Annotated in this window: 21 protein-coding genes; 12 read left to right on the forward strand and 9 right to left on the reverse strand. The window is 63.0% G+C overall.

All coding sequences use genetic code 11. The features are described from left to right. Positions 1 to 79 precede the first annotated feature (79 nt). On the forward strand, positions 80 to 1,189 hold the full coding sequence (locus tag AXW84_RS01070) for a PAS domain-containing sensor histidine kinase (RefSeq protein ID WP_068227473.1): 1,110 nt from the start codon (positions 80 to 82) through the stop codon (positions 1,187 to 1,189). 550 nt (positions 1,190 to 1,739) lie between these two features. Then, on the forward strand, positions 1,740 to 2,567 hold the full coding sequence (gene cdaA / locus AXW84_RS01075; RefSeq protein WP_068227477.1) for a diadenylate cyclase CdaA: 828 nt from the start codon (positions 1,740 to 1,742) through the stop codon (positions 2,565 to 2,567). Positions 2,568 to 2,690: 123 nt separating this feature from the next. On the opposite strand, the gene AXW84_RS01080 is transcribed toward cdaA, so the two are convergent. Together AXW84_RS01080 and AXW84_RS01085 are read right to left on the reverse strand one after the other, a co-directional pair. Beyond that, complete coding sequence (locus AXW84_RS01080) at positions 2,691 to 3,017, reverse strand: STAS domain-containing protein (protein ID WP_068227484.1); 327 nt, start codon at positions 3,015 to 3,017, stop codon at positions 2,691 to 2,693. A gap of 337 nt (positions 3,018 to 3,354) precedes the next feature. Beyond that, positions 3,355 to 4,011, reverse strand: coding sequence for a response regulator transcription factor (locus AXW84_RS01085; protein WP_068227486.1), 657 nt, complete (start codon positions 4,009 to 4,011; stop codon positions 3,355 to 3,357). A gap of 250 nt (positions 4,012 to 4,261) precedes the next feature. Here AXW84_RS01085 and AXW84_RS01090 point away from each other — a divergent pair, with 250 nt between their 5' ends. Then, a complete protein-coding gene (locus AXW84_RS01090; protein ID WP_068227489.1) occupies positions 4,262 to 4,621 on the forward strand; it encodes a hypothetical protein in 360 nt (119 codons plus the stop codon). 141 nt (positions 4,622 to 4,762) lie between these two features. Here AXW84_RS01090 and kbl read toward each other — a convergent pair whose 3' ends face one another. After that, positions 4,763 to 5,959: a glycine C-acetyltransferase gene (gene kbl, locus AXW84_RS01095; protein ID WP_068227492.1), complete on the reverse strand. Its 1,197-nt coding sequence runs from the start codon at positions 5,957 to 5,959 to the stop codon at positions 4,763 to 4,765. 27 nt (positions 5,960 to 5,986) lie between these two features. After that, entirely contained in the window at positions 5,987 to 6,631 is a 645-nt protein-coding gene (locus AXW84_RS01100; RefSeq protein WP_068227495.1) for a hypothetical protein, read from the reverse strand. 113 nt (positions 6,632 to 6,744) lie between these two features. Here AXW84_RS01100 and AXW84_RS01105 point away from each other — a divergent pair, with 113 nt between their 5' ends. The 4 genes from AXW84_RS01105 to AXW84_RS01120 all read left to right on the forward strand — a co-directional run bounded on the left by AXW84_RS01105 (position 6,745) and on the right by AXW84_RS01120 (position 11,327). Beyond that, complete coding sequence (locus AXW84_RS01105) at positions 6,745 to 8,355, forward strand: S53 family peptidase (protein ID WP_068227498.1); 1,611 nt, start codon at positions 6,745 to 6,747, stop codon at positions 8,353 to 8,355. Positions 8,356 to 8,421: 66 nt separating this feature from the next. Further along, positions 8,422 to 9,408, forward strand: a complete 987-nt coding sequence (locus tag AXW84_RS01110; protein WP_068227503.1) for an NAD-dependent epimerase/dehydratase family protein — start codon at positions 8,422 to 8,424, stop codon at positions 9,406 to 9,408. A 43-nt stretch (positions 9,409 to 9,451) separates the two neighbouring features. After that, a complete protein-coding gene (locus tag AXW84_RS01115) occupies positions 9,452 to 10,723 on the forward strand; it encodes an AAA family ATPase (RefSeq protein ID WP_068227507.1) in 1,272 nt (423 codons plus the stop codon). Between the two features lie 4 nt (positions 10,724 to 10,727). After that, positions 10,728 to 11,327 (forward strand): DUF4276 family protein, encoded by a 600-nt coding sequence (locus tag AXW84_RS01120; protein ID WP_068227511.1) that lies wholly within the window; start codon positions 10,728 to 10,730, stop codon positions 11,325 to 11,327. Here AXW84_RS01120 and AXW84_RS01125 read toward each other — a convergent pair. Further along, entirely contained in the window at positions 11,273 to 12,535 is a 1,263-nt protein-coding gene (locus tag AXW84_RS01125) for an MFS transporter (RefSeq protein ID WP_082774082.1), read from the reverse strand. The genes AXW84_RS01120 and AXW84_RS01125 overlap by 55 nt on opposite strands. Positions 12,536 to 12,643: 108 nt before the next feature. Here AXW84_RS01125 and AXW84_RS01130 point away from each other — a divergent pair, with 108 nt between their 5' ends. Next, positions 12,644 to 13,399 (forward strand): DUF3891 family protein, encoded by a 756-nt coding sequence (locus AXW84_RS01130; protein ID WP_068227515.1) that lies wholly within the window; start codon positions 12,644 to 12,646, stop codon positions 13,397 to 13,399. 90 nt (positions 13,400 to 13,489) lie between these two features. Beyond that, the gene (locus AXW84_RS01135; protein ID WP_068227517.1) at positions 13,490 to 14,458 is read left to right on the forward strand and encodes a YihY/virulence factor BrkB family protein; all 969 of its coding nucleotides are present in this window, start codon (positions 13,490 to 13,492) and stop codon (positions 14,456 to 14,458) included. A gap of 85 nt (positions 14,459 to 14,543) precedes the next feature. On the opposite strand, the gene rlmN is transcribed toward AXW84_RS01135, so the two are convergent. Further along, positions 14,544 to 15,623 carry a 23S rRNA (adenine(2503)-C(2))-methyltransferase RlmN gene (gene rlmN, locus AXW84_RS01140; protein WP_068227522.1) on the reverse strand — a complete coding sequence of 360 codons (1,080 nt, stop codon included), beginning with the start codon at positions 15,621 to 15,623 and terminating at the stop codon, positions 14,544 to 14,546. A 421-nt stretch (positions 15,624 to 16,044) separates the two neighbouring features. Between rlmN and AXW84_RS01145 the strand changes: the two genes are divergently transcribed. The 3 genes from AXW84_RS01145 to AXW84_RS01155 all read left to right on the forward strand — a co-directional run bounded on the left by AXW84_RS01145 (position 16,045) and on the right by AXW84_RS01155 (position 20,716). Further along, complete coding sequence (locus AXW84_RS01145) at positions 16,045 to 19,422, forward strand: TonB-dependent receptor (RefSeq protein ID WP_068227524.1); 3,378 nt, start codon at positions 16,045 to 16,047, stop codon at positions 19,420 to 19,422. A gap of 88 nt (positions 19,423 to 19,510) precedes the next feature. Next, entirely contained in the window at positions 19,511 to 20,293 is a 783-nt protein-coding gene (locus AXW84_RS01150; RefSeq protein ID WP_068227528.1) for a S1/P1 nuclease, read from the forward strand. 93 nt (positions 20,294 to 20,386) lie between these two features. Then, on the forward strand, positions 20,387 to 20,716 hold the full coding sequence (locus AXW84_RS01155; protein ID WP_157886740.1) for a hypothetical protein: 330 nt from the start codon (positions 20,387 to 20,389) through the stop codon (positions 20,714 to 20,716). Between the two features lie 224 nt (positions 20,717 to 20,940). On the opposite strand, the gene AXW84_RS01160 is transcribed toward AXW84_RS01155, so the two are convergent. The 3 genes from AXW84_RS01160 to AXW84_RS01170 form a co-directional block, all read right to left on the reverse strand. Next, the gene (locus AXW84_RS01160; RefSeq protein WP_068227534.1) at positions 20,941 to 22,005 is read right to left on the reverse strand and encodes a metallophosphoesterase family protein; all 1,065 of its coding nucleotides are present in this window, start codon (positions 22,003 to 22,005) and stop codon (positions 20,941 to 20,943) included. A 150-nt stretch (positions 22,006 to 22,155) separates the two neighbouring features. Then, positions 22,156 to 23,580: a hypothetical protein gene (locus tag AXW84_RS01165; protein ID WP_068227538.1), complete on the reverse strand. Its 1,425-nt coding sequence runs from the start codon at positions 23,578 to 23,580 to the stop codon at positions 22,156 to 22,158. 43 nt (positions 23,581 to 23,623) lie between these two features. Then, complete coding sequence (locus AXW84_RS01170) at positions 23,624 to 24,613, reverse strand: metallophosphoesterase (RefSeq protein ID WP_204248411.1); 990 nt, start codon at positions 24,611 to 24,613, stop codon at positions 23,624 to 23,626.

The raw sequence follows: 24,613 nt of genomic DNA on the forward strand, positions 1-24,613 counted from the left end.
GGAGCTTCGTGCCCAATCGGGCCGCTTTATTATACTGCTCATTACGCCCCGCTCCATATCCAAAACTAATACTTGCACTGTGTTTGATTTTGCCAGCTTTTTTCTGGAACAAGCGGAAGCCAACGCCCGGGTCCAGTTCGTGTACAACCTGACAGACCACCATGTTGCGTTCGTAAACACCGCGTACGAGCGGGTGCTGCACGGCACGCAGGCCCAGGTGAACAACGAGCTGCCCGCCTTGCTCGGCCGCCTGCACCCCGACGACCGGGTGTACCTCGCCCACTACTGGCGGATGTGGTCCAAGGGGCTGATTTCGGACGAGGTAGAGGTGCGCCTGCAAAGCCCTGGCCAGCCGGACGAATGGTTTTGCCTCACCCCGTACTACCGCAAAACGGCCAGCGGAACAGTGTGGCTGAGCGGCACGCTGCACAACATCACCGTGACGAAGCAGTACCAGCAAAACGCTGACCTGTTCAACAGCCGCAAAAACGCCACGCTCGACATGCTTTCGCACGATTTGAGCGGCGCGTTCATTATGGTGGAACAAATCGCGGATTACCTCCGCCAGGAGATCAAGCCCGAGCCCGACGGCGAGATGCTGAAGATGCTCGACGTGCTGGCCAGCACCAGCCAGGACAGCGTGAAGATGATCCGGGACCTCATCAACCTGGAGTTCCTGGCCTCGGCCAACTCGGCGCTGAAGCGCGACCGGGTAAACATCGGCGACGTTTTGGGCGTCCCGCTGGAGCAGCTCGAACACGGCCAGCGGCTCACGCGCCACCATTTTTCGTATTCGCTGCCGGCCGCGCCGCTGTACGCGGACCTGGACGTGAACAAGGTTGCCCAGGTGCTCATCAACCTGGTCAACAACGCCATCAAGTTCACGCCCGATGCCGGCACCATCACCGTACGGGTCGAGCCGGGCCCCGGCTGCGTCCGCGTCCACGTCATCGACGACGGCATCAGGATTCCACTGGAGATGCAGCCCTATTTGTTTGACCGGTTCACCCGGGCGCGCCGGCCCGGGCTGCGCGGCGAGCACACCACTGGCCTGGGCCTGGCCACGTGCAAAACGGTGGTGGAGTGGCACCGCGGCACGATTTCGGTGGTAAGTGCCGAAGGCCAGGGGAGCACGTTCACGGTGGAGCTGCCGCTGTCAGAGGTAATCGGCAGCGTGCCCGTGGCGTAGGCCATCGAAACCTAGCGCGGCGTTGGGAAACGGGGGTGGCAACGCCGCCCCGGGCGCGCACCGCTTGGGGCAGAGCGTGCGAAAAAAAGCAAAAAAATCTGTAGCCGGGGCTTTTATTGCGTTGATAACGGCCGTAACTTGATGACATCAAAGGCCCTGCGCTCCGCGCGGCCCAGGCCGGGAAAGTGTTGCGCCGCCGGCCAAGCGCCAATGGGCTAGTGGCCTCCCGCGCTGGCAGCCGTGGTTTGCTAGCCCGGGGCCCGGCCCCGCCATTTGCAGCGTTTTTGAACAGTTGCTGGCAACGGCAGGGCGGCCCTGCACGTGCTGGCTTTGCAGGGTGGGGCCACGCAGGTAATTCAGCTCTATTTGAATATCTTTAAGCCAGAAGACGCCAGCAAGGCCTGAGTAGGGACATTTTTTGCATTTTAGCCGCGGTTTGCTGGCAAAAAATTGCGTTCTTCGCAACGCGGCGTCGGTTTTTGGAGTCTTTACTGGGCCTAGCTGTCTTGCCGGGCCCCGAGTCATTTCCCCACCCTTCAGCGTCTTCCCCGTGTCCGGCCCTTTTCCCATCGACTTTTTGCGTTTCGGCTGGACCGACGCGGCCGATGTGCTGCTGGTGGCCGTGCTGCTCTACCAGCTCTACAAGCTGCTGCGCGGCTCGGTGGCCCTGAGCGTGGCCGTGGGCTGGGCTTCGCTTTACCTGTTATACTTGGTAGTGAAGGCGTTGGGCCTGGAATTGCTCACCACCATCCTGGGCGAGTTCATGAGCGTGGGCGTGCTGGCCACCATCATTTTGTTTCAGCAGGAAATTCGCCGGTTTTTGCTGACGGTGGGGCAGGCCACGGCCTTCGAGCGGGTGCGGCACTGGCGCTGGGGCTCGAAAGCCGCCGCGCCGCTGGCCGTCGAACCCTTCGTGGAAGCGGCCAAGAGCCTGAGCAACAAGTACACCGGGGCCCTCATCTGCTTCAGCCAGGCCTCCGACCTGAGCACCTACGCCGAATCGGGCGACTGCCTCGACGCTGAAGTAAGCAAGCGCTTGCTGCTAACCATCTTCAACAAAACCAGTCCGCTGCACGACGGGGCCGTGATTGTGGCCAATGGCCGCCTGCAAGCCGCCCGCTGCATCCTGCCCGTGAGCGACAACCCCGGTGTACCCGCCGCCCTGGGCCTGCGCCACCGCGCCGCCATTGGCCTCACCGAAATAACCGACGCCATTGTGCTGGTAGTGAGCGAAGAAACCGGCCAGATGAGCCTCGTGCGCCACGGCGAAGTGTACCGCGGCCTCGAGGCGCCCGACCTAGCCGCGCGCCTCAGCGAGTGGTTGGGTGTAGACAACCGCCCCGCCGGCCAGCCCGTGGCCGTGGCCACGGCTACCTAGCCCGGGGCCCTACCGGGTTTGCGGCGTGAGTTGCGGCGAACAAAGCACCGGCCGTTGAGCAAAGAGGATTTCTCCTTGCTCAACGGCCGGTGCTGCAACCTCCAAATGTGGCAAAATGCTGATTTATACTTGGTCGGCGTCGAGTAGCGAGGCAGCTACCTGGTAGCCGGGGGGAGGGCCCTCAGCCCGGGGCTCGCTGAGGGAGGGCGGCGGGTGGCACAGCACCAGGCAGCCGCCCCGCTGGCGTAGGCGGTCGGCACCTTGGCGCAGCAGAAACAGGGCGTGGGCGCTCAAATCGGCCAAGCTGCTGCAATCGACCCACACGCGGCGCTGGGGCTGCCGCATGGCCCAGCGCAGGGCGCGGGCGAGGGGAGCGAGGCCCGCCCAACCGTCGCTATCAGTCAGAATGAGTAGACAGCTGTTGGGCAAGACTTCTTGGTAGACACGCATAACGGCTGGGCTTGTGGTGGGAAAGCGCCGGGCCCCCGGGCATTCCGCAGGGCAGGGTGATGGATTGACTGGTGCGCTGGGTACGACGACGCGACAAACCAAGCTTCGTGAATTTGCTATTGGCTGGCAAACGCTTGAAGGGAAGAAGATATTGCAAACTTACCAGCCGAGTACAATTTTTTCACCTGGGAATATACTGATTTTGTATGCGGACTATACGGAGGGCAGCGCAAGAGCTCTGGAGGTGCTACGCCAGCCGCTTTATTTAAATGGTTGAAAAATTGGATGGTTATATTGAGCAGCCTGCGTAATCCCCGCGGGTGCCGCTGCGCCACACCTAGTCCAGCAAGCCTTCCGTCACGGCCCGGTGAATGAGGGCGGCGGTGTTCTTGGTTTGGGTTTTTTCCAGAATGTGCTGGCGGTGGGTTTCGATGGTGCGCTTGCTCGTGAAGAGCTTGGCGGCAATATCGTTGGTGGTAAGGCCGGTGGCCAGCAGCCGCAGCACTTCCAATTCGCGGGCGGTGAGGTGGCCAGCATATCGGCTGTTAGTCGCTTTGGCCGCGGGACTGGCGGCGTGGGCCAGTACTTGCTGCAGTAGATAGAGGCCCAAATCTGAACATAGGTACAGCCCGCCGGCCGCCACGGCCCGGATGGCCAGCAGCAGCTCAGCTTGCCCAGCGCTTTTGAGCATGTAGCCGCGCGCGCCGGCCGCAAACAGCTCCCCGATACGCTGGGGCTCGGCCATCATCGTGAGCACCAACACGCGCAGGCCCGGGTACTCGGCGCGCAGGCGCGTGGTGGTCGCCAGGCCGTCGAGCACGGGCATGGCAAGGTCGAGCATTACCACGTCGGCGGGCGTAGAGGGCAGGCAGTCGAGCAGCTCCTGGCCGTGGCTGGCTTCGCCCACCACCACCAGGTCGGCCTCGGTAGCCAATAGGGCCCGCAGGCCGGTGCGCACTATGGAATGATCGTCGACTAAGAACAGGCGAGTCATGGCCGCCGGTGAAAAAAAGTGGGGCGCGGAATCCCACGTCGGGAATACCGGCCGGCCGCGAAGATGAGGGTATGCATGACGCTGGTTGTTAATAACAAACGGGGTAGCCAAGATAACAGATTTATTGAATATTTAATGGTTGTGCTTAGCCCGCAATTGGGGCGGGCAGCAGCGGCTGGGGCCCAACCCTGCGCGGGGCCCTGCGTTAGCAAGCCCGCGCCTGTTGCGCCCTGTTTAATTAATTCCCACCATGAAAATTGCCACCGAAAACCAAGACAAAGGCTTCCTGCCCGACGGCCGCCACCTAGTCGAAATCACCGGCATTGAAGAAGGCACCAGCGAGCACCAGAACGTGCCCTTTTTCGCCGCCCGTATGGAAAGCGCCGACGGCTTCGTGAGCCAGCGCTTCTACAACTCGCCCGCCGGCCACCCCATCATCCTGTCGCTGTACGCGGCCGTGGGCATCCAGCCCCACGATGGCAAAGACCTGGACACCAAGGAGCTAATTGGCAAGCACTTGTCGGTGGAAGTGAGCGACCACAGCTACACCGACCCGGCCACCGGCAATGAGCGCAGCATCCGTCAGGCTACCGGCTTCCGGGCCGCGTAGCCGGGGCCCCAGGGCCCTAAAAAAAGGCGTCGCCCCCACCGGGGGCGACGCCTTTTTTTAGGTTGCTCGTTGTCAGTTGCTCGTTGTCAGTTGCTCATCAAGGGACTGACAACTGACAACGAGCAACTGATAATTAACGGCTTACTTCAACACTTCCAGGGCCTTGCCTACTTTCACGAAGGCGGCAATGGCCTGGTCGAGCTGGGCGCGGGTGTGGGCGGCGCTGAGCTGCACCCGGATGCGGGCCTTGCCCTGCGGCACCACGGGGTAGTAGAAGCCGACCACGTAGATGCCCTCGGCCAGCATTTGGGCGGCGAATTCCTGGGCCAGCTTGGCGTCGTAGAGCATGACGGGCACAATGGGGTGCTCACCGGCGGGAATGGCGAAGCCAGCGGCCGTCATCTTTTCGCGGAAGTACTTGGTGTTCTCTTCGAGCTGGTCGCGCAGCTGGGTGCTTTCCGTCAGCAGCTCCAGCACGCGCAGCGAGGCCCCCACGATGGCAGGCGCCAAGGTGTTGGAAAACAGGTAGGGGCGGCTGCGCTGGCGCAGCATGTCTACAATCTCTTTGCGGCCGCTGGTGAAGCCGCCCATGGCCCCGCCCAGGGCCTTGCCCAGCGTGCCGGTGATGATGTCGACGCGGCCCATCACGCCGCGCATTTCGTGGGTGCCGCGGCCGGTTTTGCCCAAAAAGCCGCTGCTGTGGCACTCGTCCACCATCACCAGGGCCTGGTACTTGTCGGCGAGGTCGCAGATTTTGTCGAGCTGGGCGATGGTGCCGTCCATCGAAAACGAGCCGTCGGTGACGATGATGCGGTGGCGCGTGCCCTTGGCCTGGGCGTCCTGGAGCTGCTTTTCCAGGTCGGCCATGTCGTTGTGCGCGTAGCGGTAGCGCTGGGCCTTGCATAGGCGCACGCCGTCGATGATGGAGGCGTGGTTGAGGGCATCGGAAATGATGGCGTCCTGCTCGTTGAAGAGCGGCTCGAACACGCCGCCGTTGGCGTCGAAGGCCGCGGCGTACAAAATCGTGTCCTCGGTGCCCAGAAACTCGGCCAGCTTGGCTTCGAGCTCCTTGTGGATGTCCTGGGTGCCGCAGATGAAGCGCACCGACGACATGCCGTAGCCATGGGTGTCGATGGCGTGCTTGGCGGCCCGAATTACTTCGGGGTGCGAGCTGAGGCCCAAGTAGTTGTTGGCGCAGAAGTTCAGCACTTCGCCGGCTTCCTGGGTGTTAATTTCCGCGCCCTGGGGCGAGGTAATCACGCGCTCTTTCTTGAAAAGGCCGTTGTCTTTGATTTCCTGGAGCTGCTGCTCAAGGTCGGGCTGGAGGGTGGCGTACATGCGGGCGGGGAGGGTATGAGGATAACTTTAGAACAAAGTTGGAGAATTTAATTCGTCGCCGGGCAGCCAGCAGATGCGGTGCTGCACCGTGGCGCGTTGAGCCGCGGGAATAAGCTCCTGGGGCCCCAACAAAGAATAGAGTAAACAAGTCACTAGCAATTCAGTGCCATCTCGCAGTTCGAAAACCTGGTACCCGTACTGGCTGAAAAGTGAACCTTTTGAACCTCCGGATCGGGTGGTGTGCTCCGTTATCTGCACCACGTCGGCTAGCGCGAATGCGAATTGAACGCCATCATTCCGGTATTCGGCCCTTCGCTCCCGGGGCCTGATGGACAGGGTGGCGTGCCGGTCGTGCCGCCAGTAAGTGTAGTGCAATCGTCCAATAATAAAACCCAGTCCGAAACCAAGCAGTGCAAAAACCAGGGCCCCCAGGGTAGCCGCTGGCTGGCCACCCGGCATGGTGGCCAATTGGCCCGCCATTACCAGCAAAAAACCCGCGAAAACAAGCACCAGCAGCGACCAGAGGGCTGCTCGCCAGATGCGCGCAGTGAACACGACTACGGGTTTGTCGAGCCGCTGGCTCTCGAAATGCAGCGCGTAGGGATATCCCAAAATAAAGAGTGCCCCCAGCGCAATAAATCCGGCAACAAACCAATTTAACAGGGCCAACATGTGGCCAAATATACCGTAGAGCCAGGGCCGGGCGGGGCGTGCGCGCCCTCAGCTGGTTGTTTTTTCTTCGCCGCGTGGGGCCCTAGCTACCCTGCACTCTCCTTCATTTCGCCATGCAAGTCCCCCAAAACCGAACGATTGTGCGCGGCAGTGAGCGCACGGCTTTGCCCCAGGCCCGCGCCGTGCGGCCCATCGCGCCCGACGAGCCGCTGGAAGTGACCGTGCGCCTGCGCCCCCAGGGGGCCCCGGCAGCCCTCTCGCCCAGCGCCTTTGCCGACCAGGCCCCGGCGGCCCGCACCTACCTCACCCGCGCCGAGCTGGCCGCCCGCATGGGCGCCGCCCCGCAGGACGTGGCCGCCGTCACGGCTTTTGCCGCCGCCCACGGCCTGGCCGTGGTGCGTGCCGACGCCGCCCAGTGCTGCGTGGTGCTGGCCGGCCCCGTAGCGGCGTTGGAAACCGCCTTCGGCACGGCTTTGCACCAGTACGAGTCGCCGGCCGGGCGCTACCGGGGCCGCACGGGCCCCCTGACGGTACCTAAGGCCCTGGGCGACATCGTGGAGGGCGTGTTTGGGCTCGACGACCGGCCCCAGGCCCGGGCGCACTTCCAGGTGCGGGGCCCCGCGGCGGGGGCCGTGGTGGCCCGCGTGGCGGGGGCCTCGTTCACGCCGCCAGCGCTGGCCAAGCTCTACAACTTCCCGGCCGGGCTTGACGGGCGCGGCCAGTGCATCGGCCTCATCGAGTTGGGCGGCGGGTTTCGGCCGGAAGACCTGACGGCCTACTTCACCCGCCTGAAACTGCCCGTGCCGGCTGTGGCCACGGTGAGCATCGACGGCGGCCGCAACCAGCCCACCACCGCCCAGGGCGCCGACGGCGAGGTGATGCTCGACATCGAAGTAGCCGCCGCCGTGGCCCCCGGGGCCCGCCTCGCGGTGTACTTCGCCCCCAACACCACCCAGGGCTTCCTCGACGCCGTGACGGCCGCCGTGCACGACCAGGTGAACCAGCCGACGGTTATCTCCATCAGCTGGGGCGGGCCCGAGAATACCTGGACCGCGGGGGCCCTCGACCAGTTCAACCAGGCGTTTCAGGCGGCGGCTCTGCTGGGCGTGACGGTGTGCTGCGCGGCCGGCGACAACGGCTCGGGCGACGGCGTGGCCGACGGGCAGCCGCACGCCGATTTTCCGGCCTCCAGTCCGTTTGCGCTGGCCTGCGGCGGCACCAAGCTGACGGCGGCCGGCGCCAAAATTAGTAGCGAAGTGGTGTGGAACGCGGGGCCCAACAGCGCCACCGGCGGCGGCATCAGCGCCCACTTCCCGGTGCCCGATTACCAAAAAAGCCTGCCGCTGCCCAAGCCAACGAAGGCCAAGGCCGCCCGGCCTGGCCGGGGCCTGCCCGACGTGGCCGGCAACGCCGACCCGGCCTCGGGGTACGAGGTGCGCGTGGACGGCCAGGACCTGGTAATTGGCGGCACCAGCGCCGTGGCCCCACTCTGGGCCGGGCTGGTGGCGCTTTTCAACCAAAAGCTGGCCAAGCCCGCCGGGTTTCTCAACCCGCTGCTGTACGGCTCGCTGGCGGGCCACGGGCTGCTGCACGACATCACCACGGGCACCAACGGCGCCTACGCCGCCCGTGCCGGCTGGGATGCCTGCACCGGCTGGGGCAGTCCCAACGGGGCGGCCCTGCTGGGGGCCCTGGCCGCGGCCCCGCCAACCAAACCTGCCTGACGGGCGCGGGCCGGCGGTATCTTTGCGGCCGATTTACGTCTCCCGTCTATTCTTTATTCTACCCCAATGGCCCCCACCCCCGGCGACACCCCCACCTTACCCGGCACCGTGCTCGTTATCGGCGCCTGCGGCCAACTCGGCCTCGAACTGACCGCCGCCCTGCGCCAGCGCTACGCGCCCCACAACGTGGTGGCGGCCGACGTGCGGGCCCCCAAAAACCCGGACGCCCTGGCCGGGGGCCCCTTCGAACTGCTCGACGTGCTGGACAAGGACCGCCTGGAAGACCTCATCCGGCAGTACCGGCCGGTGCAGGTGTACCACCTCGCCGCCCTGCTCTCGGCCACGGCTGAGAAGGACCCGATGTTTGCCTGGAAGCTGAACATGGACGGCCTGCTGAACGTGCTGAACCTGGCCGTGCAGTACCGCGTGCCGCAGGTGTACTGGCCCAGCTCCATCGCCGTGTTTGGGCCCGACACGCCCCGCGAGCACACCCCGCAAACCACCGTTATGAACCCCAACACGGTGTACGGCATCAGCAAGCTGGCCGGCGAGCAGTGGTGCGAGTGGTACCACCGCCACCACGGCCTCGACGTGCGCAGCCTGCGCTACCCCGGCCTCATCGGCTACAAAAGCCTGCCCGGCGGCGGCACCACCGACTACGCCGTGGACATTTACCATAAGGCCGTGGCCGGCGAGGATTTCGAGTGCTTCCTCAAAGAAGACACTTACCTGCCGATGATGTACATGCCCGACGCGCTGAAGGCTACCCTGGACCTGATGCACGCCCCGGCCGGCCACATCAAGGTGCGCACCAGCTACAACCTGGGCGCCATGAGTTTCGCGCCGGCCGACATCACGGCCGCCATCCAGCAGGAAATCCCCGGCTTCCAGGTCAGCTACGTACCCGACGGCCGCCAGGCCATTGCCGACTCGTGGCCTGCCAGCATCGACGACTCAGCCGCCCGCGCCGACTGGGGTTGGGCCCCGGCGTTCGATTTGGCGAAGATGACCCAGGACATGCTGGTGCACTTGAAGGATTTGGTGGTGGCGTAGACGACTGAGCTACCTTCGCTTTGAAACCTATTGCCTTTGTCTAATGGCTAAATCAGTGAAGGCGCTTGCTACCGACGTGTCGCCCTATCTCAAGCAGGCGCGGGTACAAAACTATCCCCCCTTGCGCGACGCGCAAGCGGATTTTAAGCCGGGGCTGAATATTATCATTGGAAAAAACGGGGCGGGAAAAACTAGGTTTTTGACGTTGCTAAGCGAGCTGGCTGACCTGCACGAACAAAAAGAGCATTTTGGCGCCGCGGGGTGCAAAGTCGTATTTGGAGGAATATTCGGAGGGAAGGTTGATGCCGAGATTGAGTTTGAGGAGCAAGCCGGTGATGGTCTAACCTTCGAACCGCAAAAGGCACTCGTAAAACCGGTAGTCCACATCGATACCCTTTCAGCCAATGAGAAGCAATACGTAGAAAAGCCGGAGCAACTTAACTATTTACTGGCTTCGTATGCGCCAATTTTGATACGGCACGGTACGCCTGCGACAGGGTTGCCCATTCTAGACGAGAGCGCGGAAATAATATTAGAAAAACGAAGCGTAACAGTAACGCTAAAGGACGGGCCTAGACGGATAAATGACCTCAACAGTCAGTTCGTGCAAGCGCTTTTTCGTGCGCTTTATCGATTAGTTCGCCTTGGATTTACGGCGATTCAAGGTGTACCTGTGCCGCCGATGACGGGAGAAGCTGTGCGGTACCAGCTTTCGCGGCTGATAGCAGCTTACACTGAAAGACTCACGTATTATTTGCCTTTGTACTCCCCAGTACAAGCCGTGCGGTGCGTTGAATACTTTCAGGTTTATTACCAGGAGATGCAAGACCAGTACAGTATCAAAGGCCTGGTGCTGGAATACCAGGTTAATAGCCAATGGCTTTCATTTGGGCTATTGTCAGATGGCACTAAGCGGTTGGTTTACATATTAGCCGAGATCCTTGCGCCAGATGTTGTTGCGCTAAATAAAAATACTGACGAAATCACGGTGTATGACAAAAGGAAAATTATTCTCCTTGAAGAGCCTGAACTGGGCATTCACCATTCTCAGTTACATAAGCTACTACAGCTCATCCGCGAGGCATCAAGTGAAAGTCAAATTATTATGACCACCCATGCGCCCCAGGTGTTGGATATGCTGGGAGCCGACGAGCTAGACCGCATTACCATCTGTTCGCTCGACCCCGAAAAGGGCACTCAATTCCACAAGCTGAGTGAGGAAAAGCAGGAGCAGGCCCATGTGTACATGAAAGAAGTAGGTTTCCTGAGCGACTACTGGCGCTATTCGTACCTGGAGGAAACGGAGGCTGAATAGTTTCATGACGCACGAGGAGGCAAAATCGAATTTTATGGTGGGGTTACTGGGCGAGTCGCCCAACGATACAGACTCTCTACAAGCGTTGCTGGGGCAGCGCTACGAGTGGGTGCGCTTCGTCATTATCAGCCCTGAGATTACGGGTGCGCAGCTAGATAGCCCTAAATTTCAGCATATTATTCGGGCTAACTATCGTTTTCAAAGACCTAATTTGATAGTAGTCACTCGTGATCTAGACGCGCCGGAAAGCGACCGAAAAAAGCGGTTAGAGCGCTTGCTGTTCTTTCGAAAAATGAACCGAGGATTTGAGCAGCGAAGTGTATTTCTGCTTAACGTGCAGGCAATGGAGGCGTTAATAGCAGCCGATATTGCGCCGTTTGATAAGAAATATGGTTGCACCTGCTCAGTGCCAGCCAATCCCACGACGATTGTTGACCCCGCGAAATTCCTAAAAGAAGCAACTGCTCTCTGTCGCAAGCACTATGACGAAGGCCACTGTGCTGAGTTATTAGCCGAAGCTGACTACGATAAGTTACTTGCCAATTGCCGCTATTTCGCGGATTTCGACAAGGAGTTTGCATCGAAACTGCCTAACCCGGTTTGACGAACATTGTCGGCGGGGCGGCCCGTCCACCAAAACGCCAGGCCCACCAACAGGCCGGCCGCGCCTTGCAGCAGCACCGTGTGCGGGGCCCCCAGGTGGCGCGCCAGCCAGCCCACCAGCAAGCTGCCCAGCGGCTGCACGCCCTGGAAGGCCATCACGTAGTAGCTTAGCACGCGGCCGCGCATGTGGTCGGCCACGTTGGTTTGGATCGCCGTGTTGGTGCCGGCGATGAAGAGCATCATGCCCGCCCCGCCCAGGGTAATGAACAGCAGCGCGGGCCCCAGCTGCGGGCTGAGCGCGAAGCCCACCAGGCTGGCGCAAAACCCCAGCGCCGCGTAGGTTATCAGCTGCGGCCGGCGCGCCTCTGCCGGCTGCGAGGCCAGGTAAAACGCCCCCGTGAGGGCCCCCAGGCCCGCGAGGCTGTTGAGCCAGCCGTAGGTGCCGGCCTGGCCGTGGAATACATCCTGGGCAAACACCGGCAGCAGCGTACCGTACGGCATGGCGCAGAAGCTAATGCCCGCCATGAGCAGAATCTGGCGGCGCAGGGCCGGGGCTTGGCGCAGGTAGGCCCAGCCTTCGCGCAGTCCCTCCAGGGCCCCCGGGCGGTGGGTGCGCACCGGTCGCGGGGCAATGCGCATCAGCAGCAGCGAGGCCACCACGGCCACGAAGCTCACGGCATTTACCACGAAGCAGGGGCCCTCGCCGAAGCGCGCCAGCAGCAGCCCCGCCAGGGCGGGGCCCACCAGCCGGGCCAGGTTCACCATGGTCGAGTTCAGGGCAATGGCGTTGGGCAGGTGGGTGCGGTCGTCCACCAGCTCCACGAGGAACGACTGCCGGGCCGGGATGTCGAAGGCGTTGATGGTGCCTAGCAGTAGGCTCAGGCCGGCCACGGCCCAGGTGGCGTAGTGCCCGCTCAGCACCAGCCAGGCCAGCACGCTGGCTTGCACGAGCGAGGCGATTTGGGTGATGAGCAGCACGCGGTAGCGGCTGTAGCGGTCGGCCACGGTGCCGCCGTAGGGGGCGAGTAGCAGCGTCGGGATTTGGCCCGCGAACGATACCAGGCCCAGCAGCAAGGCCGAATGGGTGTGGCTGTACACGAGCCAGCCCACGGCCAGCCGCTGCATCCAGGTGCCGATGAGGGATACCGACTGCCCGGCGTAGTAGAGGCGAAAGTTGCGGTGGGCGAGCGAGCGAAAGGCGGAAATCACGCCCTGCAAACGGGAAAACCGCCGCAAAGGTGCGCCCGGGGCCCCGCCGGCCCCAACCCCGGGGCCCCCGGGGCGTATCGGGAAGCCAGGTTTCGCCCCGTCTTCGCCATGATCGTCAACCCCACGCCCGCCGGCTGGCAAATCATCTACCAGCAGGCCCACGCGCTGCTCGCCGCCCAGCTGGCCTGGGCCTGGCCGCCTTTTTTGCCCCCCGACCGCTGGGTGGGCCTGCTGGCGGCCGTGGCGCAGCACGACGACGAGCAGGCCGACTGGCACGGCCGCGGCGGCCACTACGGCCTCACGCCCGCCGGGGCCCCAGCCAATTTCACGCAAAAGGAGTTTTCGTTGGCGCAGGCGCAGGACCTGCTGCACGCCGCCCGCTTCCAGGGGCAGTGGCGCAGCCTGCTCACCAGCCTGCACCTGAGCTGCTTGCACGAGCCGCTGCGCGGCAGCGCCCCCGCCACCACGGCTTTCCTCGATGAGCTGAAGGCCAGCCAGCGGCGCTGGGGCCGGGCCCTGGGCGCCACGCCTGCCGAGGCCCGCCGCGCCTATGACCTGCTGCACTGGTGCGACCGGCTCTCACTCATCCTGTGCCGCCAGGAACTGCCCGAGATGGGCCGCGAGGTGGAAATCAGCCCGCTGCCGGCCGGCCACCGGGCCCACGCCAGCTACGTGCGCCAGCCCGGGGGCCCCGGCACGCCCGCCGCGGTGCGGCCCTGGCCCTTCGCCGCCGATGCGCTGGCGGTGAGCGTGGAGGCTGTGGAATTGCACCAGCTGCGCTTCCGCGACGACGCGGCGCTGGCCGGGGCCCTGCGCACCGCGCCGGTGCGCACCCTGCGGTGGGAGCTGCGCCGCCTGGAGTAGAGAAATAATCCTTTCGTAACCAGGATATTAGTTGTTTGGCAAACGAAAGGCCGGGGCGGCCGTAATAGGAGCTTACTTTTTTGCTGTTGGATGGCGACGTATAAATTTTCGGATATTGTGCAGGTGTTGAAATCGTCGGCCGGCGAGTTCATGGAGAACAACTCGTTCCGGCACGCGGCGGCGCTGTCGTACTACACCATTTTTTCGCTGCCCCCGCTGCTGCTCATCGTCATCACGATAGCCAGCAAGTTCTTGGGCCACGACGCCGTGACGGGCCAGGTGTACGGCCAGCTAAAGGGACTGGTGGGGGCCGAATCGGCTAAGTTTCTGCAAGACAGCATCGCCACCTTTACCATGCAGAACAAAAGTGGCCTGGCCACCGCCATCGGGGTGGGCACGCTAATTTTTGCCGCCACCACTTTTTTTGTTACGCTCCAGGAAAGCATCAACGACATTTGGAACCTAAAGGTGAAAACCACGGGCATTGGCATCGGCGACTACATCCGCCAGCGCCTGCTCTCCTTCGGCCTCATCCTGAGCGTAGCGCTGCTGCTACTCGTATCGTTCGTGGTCAGCGCCGTGCTTAGCTCTTTCACTGGCTGGTTGCAGCACCTGATTCCGGCCGCCGGGGTGGTGGCCATCAAGGTGGTCGATTTTGCGTTGTCCTTGGGCGTCACCACGTTGCTGTTTGCCCTCATCTACCGGTTCCTGCCCGACGCTATTATCCGGTGGCGCGACGTGGGCATCGGGGCCTTCATCACAGCGCTGCTGTTTGTGCTGGGCAAGCTTCTCATCGCCGTGTACATCGGCTATGCCAACCCCGGCTCGGCATTTGGCGCGGCCGGCTCGGCCATCGTGCTGCTGCTCTGGATCAACTACTCCTCACTCATCATTTTTTTCGGGGCCGAGTTTACCCAGGAATTCGCCGATGCCTTCGGCCAAAAAGTACAGCCCAAGGTCCACGCCGTGCGCGTGCGCACCGAAGAAATAAAGCCCGGCGAATCGGAAGATGAAAAAGCCACCGGCCGCCCCCAGGCCACGGGGAAGTGGCGCGATTAGGGCCCCGGGCTTTCCTAGGTACAAAGGCAAGGGGCCCCACCGTTTCCGAAACGGTGGGGCCCCTTGCACTTGGTTAGCAATTCCTTTAGGCCGCGGCGGCCTTTTCCTTCACCGCCAATTGCCCGCAGGCGGCGTCGATGTCCTTGCCGCGCGAGCGGCGCAGGTTGGTTTGCACGCCGCGGTCGGCCAGGTACTGGTGGAACGATACCAGGTTTTCCTCGCCGGTGTTGCGGTAGTCCGCGTTTTCGATGGGGTTGTATTCGATGAGGTTGATTTTGCAAGGGAGCCACTTGCTGATTTTAAGTAGGTTTTCGGCGTCCTCCAGCGTGTCGTTGAAGTTCTCGAACACGATGTACTCGTAGGTGACCTTGCGGCCCGTTTTCTCGTGGTAGTACTGCAAGGCTTCCTTCAGCGCAGCCAGCGAGTTGGCCTCGTTGATGGGCATGATTTCGTTGCGCTTGGCGTCGGTGGGCGCGTGCAGGCTTAGGGCCAGGTTGGCCTTCACGTCGTCGTCGGCCAGCTTCTTGATCATCTTGGCGATGCCGGCCGTGCTGATGGTGATGCGGCGCGGGGCCATGTTCAGGCCGTCGGGGGCCGTGATGCGGCGCACGCTTTCCACCACGTTGGCGTAGTTGAGCAGCGGCTCGCCCATGCCCATGTACACGATGTTGGTGAGCGGCGTGCCGTACTGGCCCTCGCACTGTTCGCGGATGCGCACCACCTGGTCGTAAATCTCGGCCGCGTCGAGGTTGCGCTTGCGGTCCATGTAGCCGGTGGCGCAAAATTTACAGGTTAGCGAGCAGCCCACCTGGCTGCTGATGCAGGCCGTCATCCGCGTGTCGTGCGGGATGAGCACGCCTTCCACGACGTTGCCGTCGTAGAGCTTGAAGGCCGACTTGATGGTGCCATCGTTGCTGCGCTGCTGGTTTTGCACCGTCACGCCGTTGATGACGAAGTGGGCCCCCAGCAACTCGCGGGTGGCCAGCGAGAGGTTGTTCATCTCCTCAAACGAGCCGGCCGCGTTCTTCCACAGCCACTCCTGCACCTGCTTGGCGCGGAAGGGCTTCTCGCCGTGCTCCACCAGAAAAGCCTTCAGGTCGTCGGCCGAAAGTTTGCGGATGTCGCGCTTAGTAGGCGTGGGGGCGAGGGGCAGTTCGAATAACATAGAGCAAAGATACAAGCAGGCAAGGCGTTGGGTTCCCGTGAGGGCCCCGCCCGCTTGCGGCGCGTCTGCTTGCTAAGCCGCCGCGCCGCAAGCGGGCGGAGGCCACTGCCGTAGCCGCGCCCTTGCGGCGGGGCCGCAGCAATCGGCCGGCAGTGTTAAAGTACACCTAACACTCACGTAACGCTGCCGCAATATCCTGCCAATAATTTTGCACCCCTCTAAGAGAAAGTATCATATATAAAATGATTAATACTGTTTTGCTGTAGTCAATTGATCCACTGCTTCTATTGATAAAGCTATTCAAAGTATTTATATACACTATGTTAAATATATATTTTTATTCTCTCCTCATTAGCGTGCTGGTTTAGTTGGCCGCCTAGCCGCTCGTTGCCATTTCCACTTCCTACCCCCTCGTTTTTTGATGAAACAGCTATTACTCGTTGCCCTCGTTTTCCTGCTGACTGCCTGGGGCGCCCGGGCCCAGGTGACGACTAGTAGCCTGACTGGCCTGATCAAGGACGCCAAGGGCGAGCCTTCCATTGGGGCCACGGTGCGGGCCGTGCACACGCCCAGCGGCACCACCTACGGCGTGGCTACCAACGCAGAGGGCCGTTTTACCATCCAAAACATGCGCATCGGGGGGCCTTATACCGTAGAAATCAGCTACGTGGGGGCCCAAACCAACACCCGCAACGGCATCGTGCTCCAGCTGGACCAGCCCTACGTGCTGAACATGACGCTGGGCGCGGCCGATACCCAGCTCCAGGAAGTAACGGTGACGGCCAGCAACCCCCGCTCCATCCTGAACTCGGACCGGACCGGCTCGGTGACCACCATCGACCGCACGGCGCTGCAGCGCCTGCCCTCCATCAGCCGCAGCCTCAACGACTTCACCCGCCTCACGCCCCAATCCAACGGCAACGGCTCCATCGGCGGGGGCAGCCTCCGCTCGAACTACTTCAGCGTTGACGGCTCCGACTTCAACAACAACTTCGGCATCGGCGGCAACTTGCCGGCAAACGGCTCGCCCATTTCGCTCGACGCCATCGAGGAGATTTCGGTGAACGTGACGCCCTACGACGTGCGCCAGTCGGGCTTCACCGGCGCGGCCATCAACGCCGTGACGCGCGCCGGCACCAACGACTTCGCGGGCTCGGCTTACGGCTACTTCAACAACCAGAAATTCCGGGGCGACCGGGTAGGCGACCAGCGCGTTATTATCCAGGACCAGCGCTTCTACCAGTACGGCGCCCGCCTCGGGGGCCCCATTATTAAGAATAAGCTGTTCTTCTTCGCCAACTTCGAGACGGAGGAAAACCGCACGCCCGGCCAGCAGCGCACGGCCGCTACCGCCGCCGCGCCCTTTGGCAGCGGCACCAACATAGCGCGCCCCACGGCCACCGAACTGGATACCTACGCGGCCTTTCTGCGCGAGAAGTACGGCTACGACCCGGGCGCTTACCAAGGTTACAGCTTCACCGCCCCGCGCACCAAAATCCTGGGCCGCCTCGACTGGAACATCGCCCAGAACCACCATTTCAACGTGCGCTACAGCCAGGTAGAGGGCAAGGGGGTGAACTTCCCCAGTACCTCGCGCAGCCCGTATGGCGGCTACAAGTACCCCAACCCTAACGGCAATGGCACCTTCCTGGATGGCAGCGGCAACCGCCAGAATAATACGGCCCTGTTCTACGAGAACGCCAACTACTTCCAGGAGGCCAACTTTTACTCGCTGGCGGCCGAGCTGAACTCGACCTTTGGCAAAAAAGGCAGCACCACCAACGTGCTGCGCGGCACCTACACCCGCCAGAACGACCCGCGCAGCTCACCCAGTAGCACGCTGTTTCCATTCGTTGACATCCTGAAGGACGGCACGCCGTTTACGTCGTTCGGCACCGAACCCTTCACCTACGGCAACCTGCGCGACGTAAAAATTTACTCCATCAAGGACGACTTCACGTGGGTGCTGGGCCGCAACAACTTCACGGCCGGCTACCAGGGCGACTTCAGCGAAACCAAGAACGGCTTCCAGCGCTTCGGTACTGGCTACTACACGTTTGCGTCGTGGAATGACTTCGCCACCGGCAAAAACCCGGTCGACTTTGGCCTTACGTACTCGCTGACGCCCGGCTACGAGCAGGCCTTCCCGAGCTTCAAGTACCAGCAGCACTCGTTGTACTTGCAGGACGAGGTGGCCATTTCAGAACGCCTCCGCGTGACGGGCGGCCTGCGCGTCGACCTCACGCACTACGCCAACACCCTGCGCTCGTTCCAGAAAGTGGCCGACCTGAACTTTGCGGGCAGCGAAAAAGTCGACGTGGCGGCCCTGCCCGGCAACCAGGTGCTGTATTCGCCGCGTCTGGGCTTCAACCTCGACGTGCTCGGCGACCGCAGCTTGCAACTGCGCGGCGGCTCGGGCATCTTCACGGGCCGCGTGCCCTACGTGTGGATTGTTAGCCAGGCCGGCGACGCGGGCACCCTGCAAATCACGCAGACCTACGGGGCCTCCCAGGGCAGCACCAACCCGGCCGTACCGGGCCCCTTTAATCCCGACCCCACCGCCTACCGCCCCGCCACGACCCCGCAGCCCGGCACGGTTATTCCGAGCACGACTTCGTCGCTGGCCCAAAACTTTCGCTTCCCGCAGACTTGGAAAAGCAGCCTGGCCTTGGATGCTAAACTGCCTTTCGGTATAGTGGGCACGGTAGAAGCCATCGTGAACCGCGACATCAACGCGGCGGTGTACCGGAATGCCAACCTGGTAGCCCCTGCCGCCTTAGGTGTAAACGGCTACCCCGATAACCGCCTGATTTATCCCAACGCGAATACCAATAAATTCGTCAACCCGCTAACCGCAGCGGGCCAGCCGGTCGCTACCGGGGCCACTAACGGCACTGGCGCTTACAACGCCATCGTGCTCAGCAACGCCTCGCAGGGCTACTACTTCTCGCTGACCGGCAAGCTCGACAAGCAGTTCAGCAATAACCTGTTTGGCTCGGTGTCCTATACCTACACCGACGCGAAAAACCTGTTTGACGGCGGCGGTGACCAGCCCCTGTCGGCCTGGCAGGGCACGGCCACCGTCAATGGCTCGAACAACCTGGGCCTGGCCTACAACGGCAATACCCTGCCCCACCGCGTTATCGCCTCGCTCTCGTACCGCCAGGAGTACCTGGGCCACCTGGGCACCACCATCTCGCTCTACTACGAGGGGGCGACCCAGGGCCGCTATTCATACCAGTATTCGGCCGACTTCAACCGCGACGGGGCCAACGCCGACCTGATTTACATCCCGAAAAACGCCTCCGAGATTACGTTCGTGCCGGTTACCACCGGTACCGGGGCCAGCACCGTTACCCAGTTCACGGCCCAGCAGCAGAGCGACGCTTTCTTCGCCTTCGTCGACCAGGACCCTTACCTGAGCAAGCACAAGGGCGAGTACGCCGAGCGCAACGGCGCGCAGTTTCCCTGGCGCAGCGAAGTGGACGTGAAGATTTTGCAGGACATTTTTACCAACCTCGGCCCCAAGCGCAATTCGCTGCAAGTAAGTCTGGACATCTTCAACCTGGGCAACCTGCTGAATAACAATTGGGGCCGCGTCAAGCAAACCACCTTCAACACCTTCCTGGAGCCCCAAAACGTGGCCAATCTCACCAATGCCGCCACGGGCCCTACGCCCACCTTCCGCTTCGGCCGCGACAACGTGACCGGGCAACTGCTGACCACGGCGTTCCGCGACGCAGTGAGCCTGGGCTCGACCTACTACATGCAAGTCGGGCTGCGCTATATCTTCAATTAATTAACCAAACACAAGGCTCAAAAAACCTGCTTGCCGTGCGCGGTGGCAGGTTTTTTGATTTTTTAGCCACCATTTTCCTGCCAATCCCATGATGAAGAAATGCCTCGCCGCCGCGCTGCTTTTGTGCCTGCCGTATAGCCTGTTTGCCTGGGGCGTGGTGGGGCACCGCGCCATTGCCCGCATCGCCGAAAACCACCTCACCGCCAAAGCCAAGCGCGAAGTGGCCGCCCTGCTGGGCCCCGAAACCCTGCCGCTGGTGAGCACCTACCCCGACGAGATACGCTCCGACCCGGCCTACAAGTACACGGCCCCCTGGCATTACCTCGACACCACGCACAACCTGCCCTACGCGCAGTACGTCGCCACCATCGACACCATCAAGGAGCCCAACGCCTACCTGGCGTTGCAGCAGATGATTGCCCAGCTGAAGGACCCCAGTAAGTCGAAGGCCGACCGGGTGTTTGCCCTGAAGTTCATCGTGCATTTGGTGGGCGACGTGCACCAGCCCATGCACGCAGGCCACAGCGAAGACCAGGGCGGCAACAAAATCGCCGTCAAGTTCCAGGGCCGCGACCAGAACCTGCACAGCCTCTGGGACAGTGGCCTGATTGACTACGAGGGCCTTACGTACCCCGAGCTGGCCCAGGCCCACGACCACGCCAGCAAAACCCAAATCCAGCAGTGGCAGCGCGACCCCATGGCCACCTGGCTCTTTGAGTCGTACCAGCTCAGCGAGCCGCTCTACGCCGAAGCCGCCCAAAACCCGGCCTTCGACTACCGCTACTTCCCCGCCCACTCCGTACTGCTGGACCAGCGCCTGCTGCAAGCCGGCATCCGCCTGGCGGGCGTGTTGAACGAGATTTTTGGGTAGCCGCAGGACGCGGCTGGGGCCCCGGCAGGACCCACTGCGCCACCCAGGCCCAAAGCGCAGCGCAAAACCCTAGCCGGCGAGCTCACCGAATTGGTGCAAGCGTACCTGGGCGCGGGCGATGGTGCTGCCCTCGCCCCGTCCAAGGCTGTGGCCAAAACGGTGAAGCGCCTGGCGGGCAAGCTCGTGAAGCAGCGGCGCAGATTGGCCCAGCACGCCGCCAATGCCGCCCGCAAAGCAGCCAAAGGGCCTGCGGTGGCCGCCCCGGCGTGCTGCCCAGCCGCCGCCAAACGCCCCGCCGCCCGGGCCGCGCACAAAGCCAAAGCCCTGCGCGCCGCGGCCGGGCAGCTCCCCCAAAAGGCGCGCGTTGCGGGCCTGGCAATGGGGCCCCGCGCCCGCGCCTTGGAAACCGGCGCAACAGCTTGAATTGATTTTTTGGGCCCCCGGCCCCGTACCGCGGCGCCTCTGCGCGCCGGCTGCTGGCCCACAATCGGGCCGCAGGCCGGCGCGCAGAGGCGCCGCAGTATCGTTTAAGTGGCTTGCGGGGTCCACTCACGCAGCTTTTGGGGCAAGTCGCGTTCCTTTTGCGCAAACTTTGCCAGCGGGGCCCCCCCAGGCTTGGCAGCGCGGAAACTGGCGGCCGGCCCGCGCTACTTCCAAGTCAGGTCCACCGAGTCGCGCACGGTGGTGGGGGTGGCGGCCGTGATGGCCCCCAGGTAGCCGTTGGCGGGCAGGTCGCGGCCGTAGCTGTAGGCCTTCACCTTTCCGCTGGTGAAGACCTTGACCAGCGTGTAGCCGTAGAAAAGCCGGTTGGGCGAGGCGCTGACATCGAGCACTGAGCCGCCGTTGCCAGCAATGACCTGCCAGGGGTGGTAATTGGGCTGCTGCGAGCGGAAATACAAGTGGTTGTGCGCCGCCAGCATGGCCTCGGCGTGGTTGGCTTCGAGCACGTCCCACAGGCTGCCGCCGTTGCTGAGACCGTCGCCGCCCGGTGCGGGCAGGGCCGGCTTGTGGCCGAAGGCAAACAGGTGCTGGCTGCCCTTGGCGCGGGCGGCGGCCAGGTCGGTTTGCAGCCAGGCCAGCGGCACGGTGGCCTCAGCGCCCACGGGGTCGGTGTTCAACACCACGAAATGTGATTTCTTGTAATCGAACGAGTAGGTGAGGTGGCTTTGGTCGGTAGCCAGCTTGTCGGGGCCCCCGGCGGCGGGGCCGTTGCTGCCCACCGTGTAGGGCCGCATGGCGTTGCGCCAGGCCAGCTCGGCCCCCGCGAAGGAGGGCTGATTTTTGCCGCTCATCACCTCGTGGTTGCCGGGCATGGCCACCAGCCGGATGCCGGTGCGGCTCAGCGGCGCGGCCTGGTAGAGGCGCACCCAGGCCCGCAGCTCGCGGCCAATCACGGCCGAATCGGGCGAGTAGCCGAGCACCATGTCGCCCATAAAAAACAGGTAGTCGGGCACCGGTTTCAGGGCCGCCAGCTCGGCGTAGGTTTGGTTGAGCTGGGGCACGTTGGCGGTGCTGGGGTTGGCGGCCAGGTTCAGGTCCGAGTTGTCCACGCGGTTGCAGCCCAGCACCGCGAAGGAGTAGGCCAGCGTGTCGCGCACGGCCGCGGGGGCAGGCGCGGGCACGGGCTGGGGCGTGGCGTCGGGGCCCGCGTGGCAGCCGGCCAGGGCCAGCCCGGCCAGCAGGCCGAGGGTCGGGTAAGTGATGTTTTTCATCAGAATTTAAACCCAGAAAAGAACGTCAGGCTGAGCTTGCCGAAGCATCGCTACCGCGCCAGTAGGTTAGCAATCCTAGCGGCGCGGTAGCGATACTTCGGCAAGCTCAGCCTGACGTTCTTTTAGGTGTTCAGGCTGAAAAAGAGGGAATTAGTGCTGGTTGCCGCTGCCGTCGGTGGGGTAGGCCCCCAGGTCTTTGCTGGGCGCGTTGATGGCCGTGGCGCCGTAGTTGGCGCTCACCGGGATGGCCGGCGAAGTGGCCAGCGGCGCGAAGGTCGCGTTGCCCTTGCCGATGGCCGGCGAGGCGCTGCTCAGGTGGAAGTTGTAGGTGCCCACCGTGTTCACGTCGGCCAGGCGCTTCACCGGGGCCGGCAGCGGGAAGCCCACGAATTGCGGGTTGTTCTTGCCCAGTACGGCGTTGCCGTTGTAGGCCATGCCCAGCTTGTAGCCAGTGGGCAGGAAGGAGCTGGGCAGCGGCAGATCGGTGGCTTGGGGCTTGGTAAGGAAGGCCGTGGGATAAATTTCGTTGGCCTGGGCCAGCGAGTCCACGTAGTTCAGGTTGTTGCCGTACTTGAGGTTGGCCGTGTCGGCCACCACCAGCACGTTGCCCAGGTAGTTGCCCGAGCCCACCACGCGCGGGCCGTACTTGCAGTCCACCATGATGTTGTTGTAGTACACCCCGCGCGAGCCCTCCTCGTAGTTGATGGAGCCGCCGCGGCCGGCCGAGTTGCGGCGGTAGCCGTTGTGCACGTACGTATTGTTGTACATGTAGATGTTGGTCTGCGGGTTTTTGCCGCCGTTGTTCGAGGCCTTCGAGCCGTTGGTGGCCGAGCCGATGAACAGGTTGTAGGCCACGTTGCCGGTGGTGCCCGACTTGATGTTCAGGTACTCGCCGCCGGTTTTGCCGCCCTTCTCCCAGGTGTTGCGCATCACGTTGATGCGGCCGCCCAAGATGCGAATCGGGTCGTCGGTACCGCCGTACAGCCACGAGTCTTCCAGGTCAAACACGCCCTGCGGGTTCTGGAAGAAAATGGGGTAGGTGTTCTTGTTGTTGGCAATGCCGGCCGATACGGGCGAGGTCACCACGGTGCCACCGCCGCCTTCCACGTGGGTCCACTTGATCACCATCAGCGGGCAGGTCACGTCGCCCAGAATGCCGCCCCATTTGCCCTGGTAGGCGGGGTCGGTGGCCGGGTCGGCGCCCACCTGGTCGGTGTGCACAAAGCTCTTGGGCGCGAAATAAATCGGCTTGGCCTGCGTGCCCAGCGAGAGCAGCGTGCCCTTGATCACGAAGTTGTAGTTGCCCAGGAAGTTCACCTTCACACCGGGCTGCACCACCAGCGTGTCGCCGGCATTCACAATCACGTCGGCGTTCACGTCGAAGCTCAGGTCCTGCTTCATCGTGCCCTTGACGGGGCCCCCAATGGGCGCGCTGTTGTCCACGGCCTTGCCCACGGTCAGCGGCGGGGTCGAGAGCTGCACGTCTTCGTTCGACTTGTTGCACGAGGTCAGCAAGCCCAGGGAAGCCAGCGCCAGCAGGCCCGCGCCGCGCCCGGCAGTTGTTAAGAGGTTCATGCTAAGGTATAAAAGTGAAAAATGGGGAAGGGGAAAACCAGAATCAATTGCCAAGCACCACCAGCTCCTGCACTGAGAAGAGGGCGGGCTGGCCGGGGTCCACGGTGATGCGCACGGCCTGCACGTCGGCCTCGCCGGGCACTTGCAGGCGCGTAAAATTTTGGAGCACTTGCTTGGGCGAGGCCGGGTTGAGCAGCGGCTTGTCGAGGATAAGGCGGTGCGAGTCGCCGTTCACCAGCAGCACCGGCCGGCCAAAGGCCACCGCGTGCCGGGTCAGGGCCCCCAGGATTTCGCTGAAGCCGTCGGCGTCCTTCGCGTCTTTGGCCGGGTTGAACATATCGGCCTGGGTGAAGAGCACCACGCCCAGCCGCTTCTGCGCCGTGGCCTCGGCAAATACCGCGTCGAGCCAGGCCAGGTTGGCCCGCTGGCGCTCGTAGAACTCGCGGTTCTGGCCCTTCGCATCGTTGGGCACGAAGTTGTTGTTTGAGCCCACCAAATGCACCGTGGCGAAGGCCACGTTGCCGGCGGTCCAGCGGTTGTTCTCCACGTAGGCCGCGAAGGCCGGGTCCAGGGCCTGCGAGGTCAGCGCCAGCTTGGTCTTGCCGAAGGAATTATGGTCCGCGAAGAACATTTTGCGCACCACCGCCAGGCGCTCCTCGGGGTCGTAGCTGCCCGCCTTGGGGCGGTTGCAATCGGTCCACTCGTTGTCGCCGGGCGTGTACACCAGCGGCTGCTCAAAGGTCTTAAACTCCGTCAGCACCTTGCCATACATTTCCTCGGTGCACAGCGTCGAGCCCGATTTAATGTCGCCCACGTGCACGCTGAAAGTGGGCCGCTGCTGGTTTATTGCTCCAATCAGCTTCTCAAACCGGCCGTAGTCGGCGGGCAGCGAGTAGGGCATGTCGCCCAGCGCCACGAAGCTGAAAGTGCTGGCGGAGGAGGGGGCCCCGGGCCGGCCGGGCGCCGGGCGAGCCCCGGCCAGGCCGGCCAGCAGCAGCGCGGGCAAGCCCAGCCAACGGTAAAAGCGCGTCAC

The organism is Hymenobacter sp. PAMC 26628 (genome assembly GCF_001562275.1).
GTDB lineage: Bacteria > Bacteroidota > Bacteroidia > Cytophagales > Hymenobacteraceae > Hymenobacter.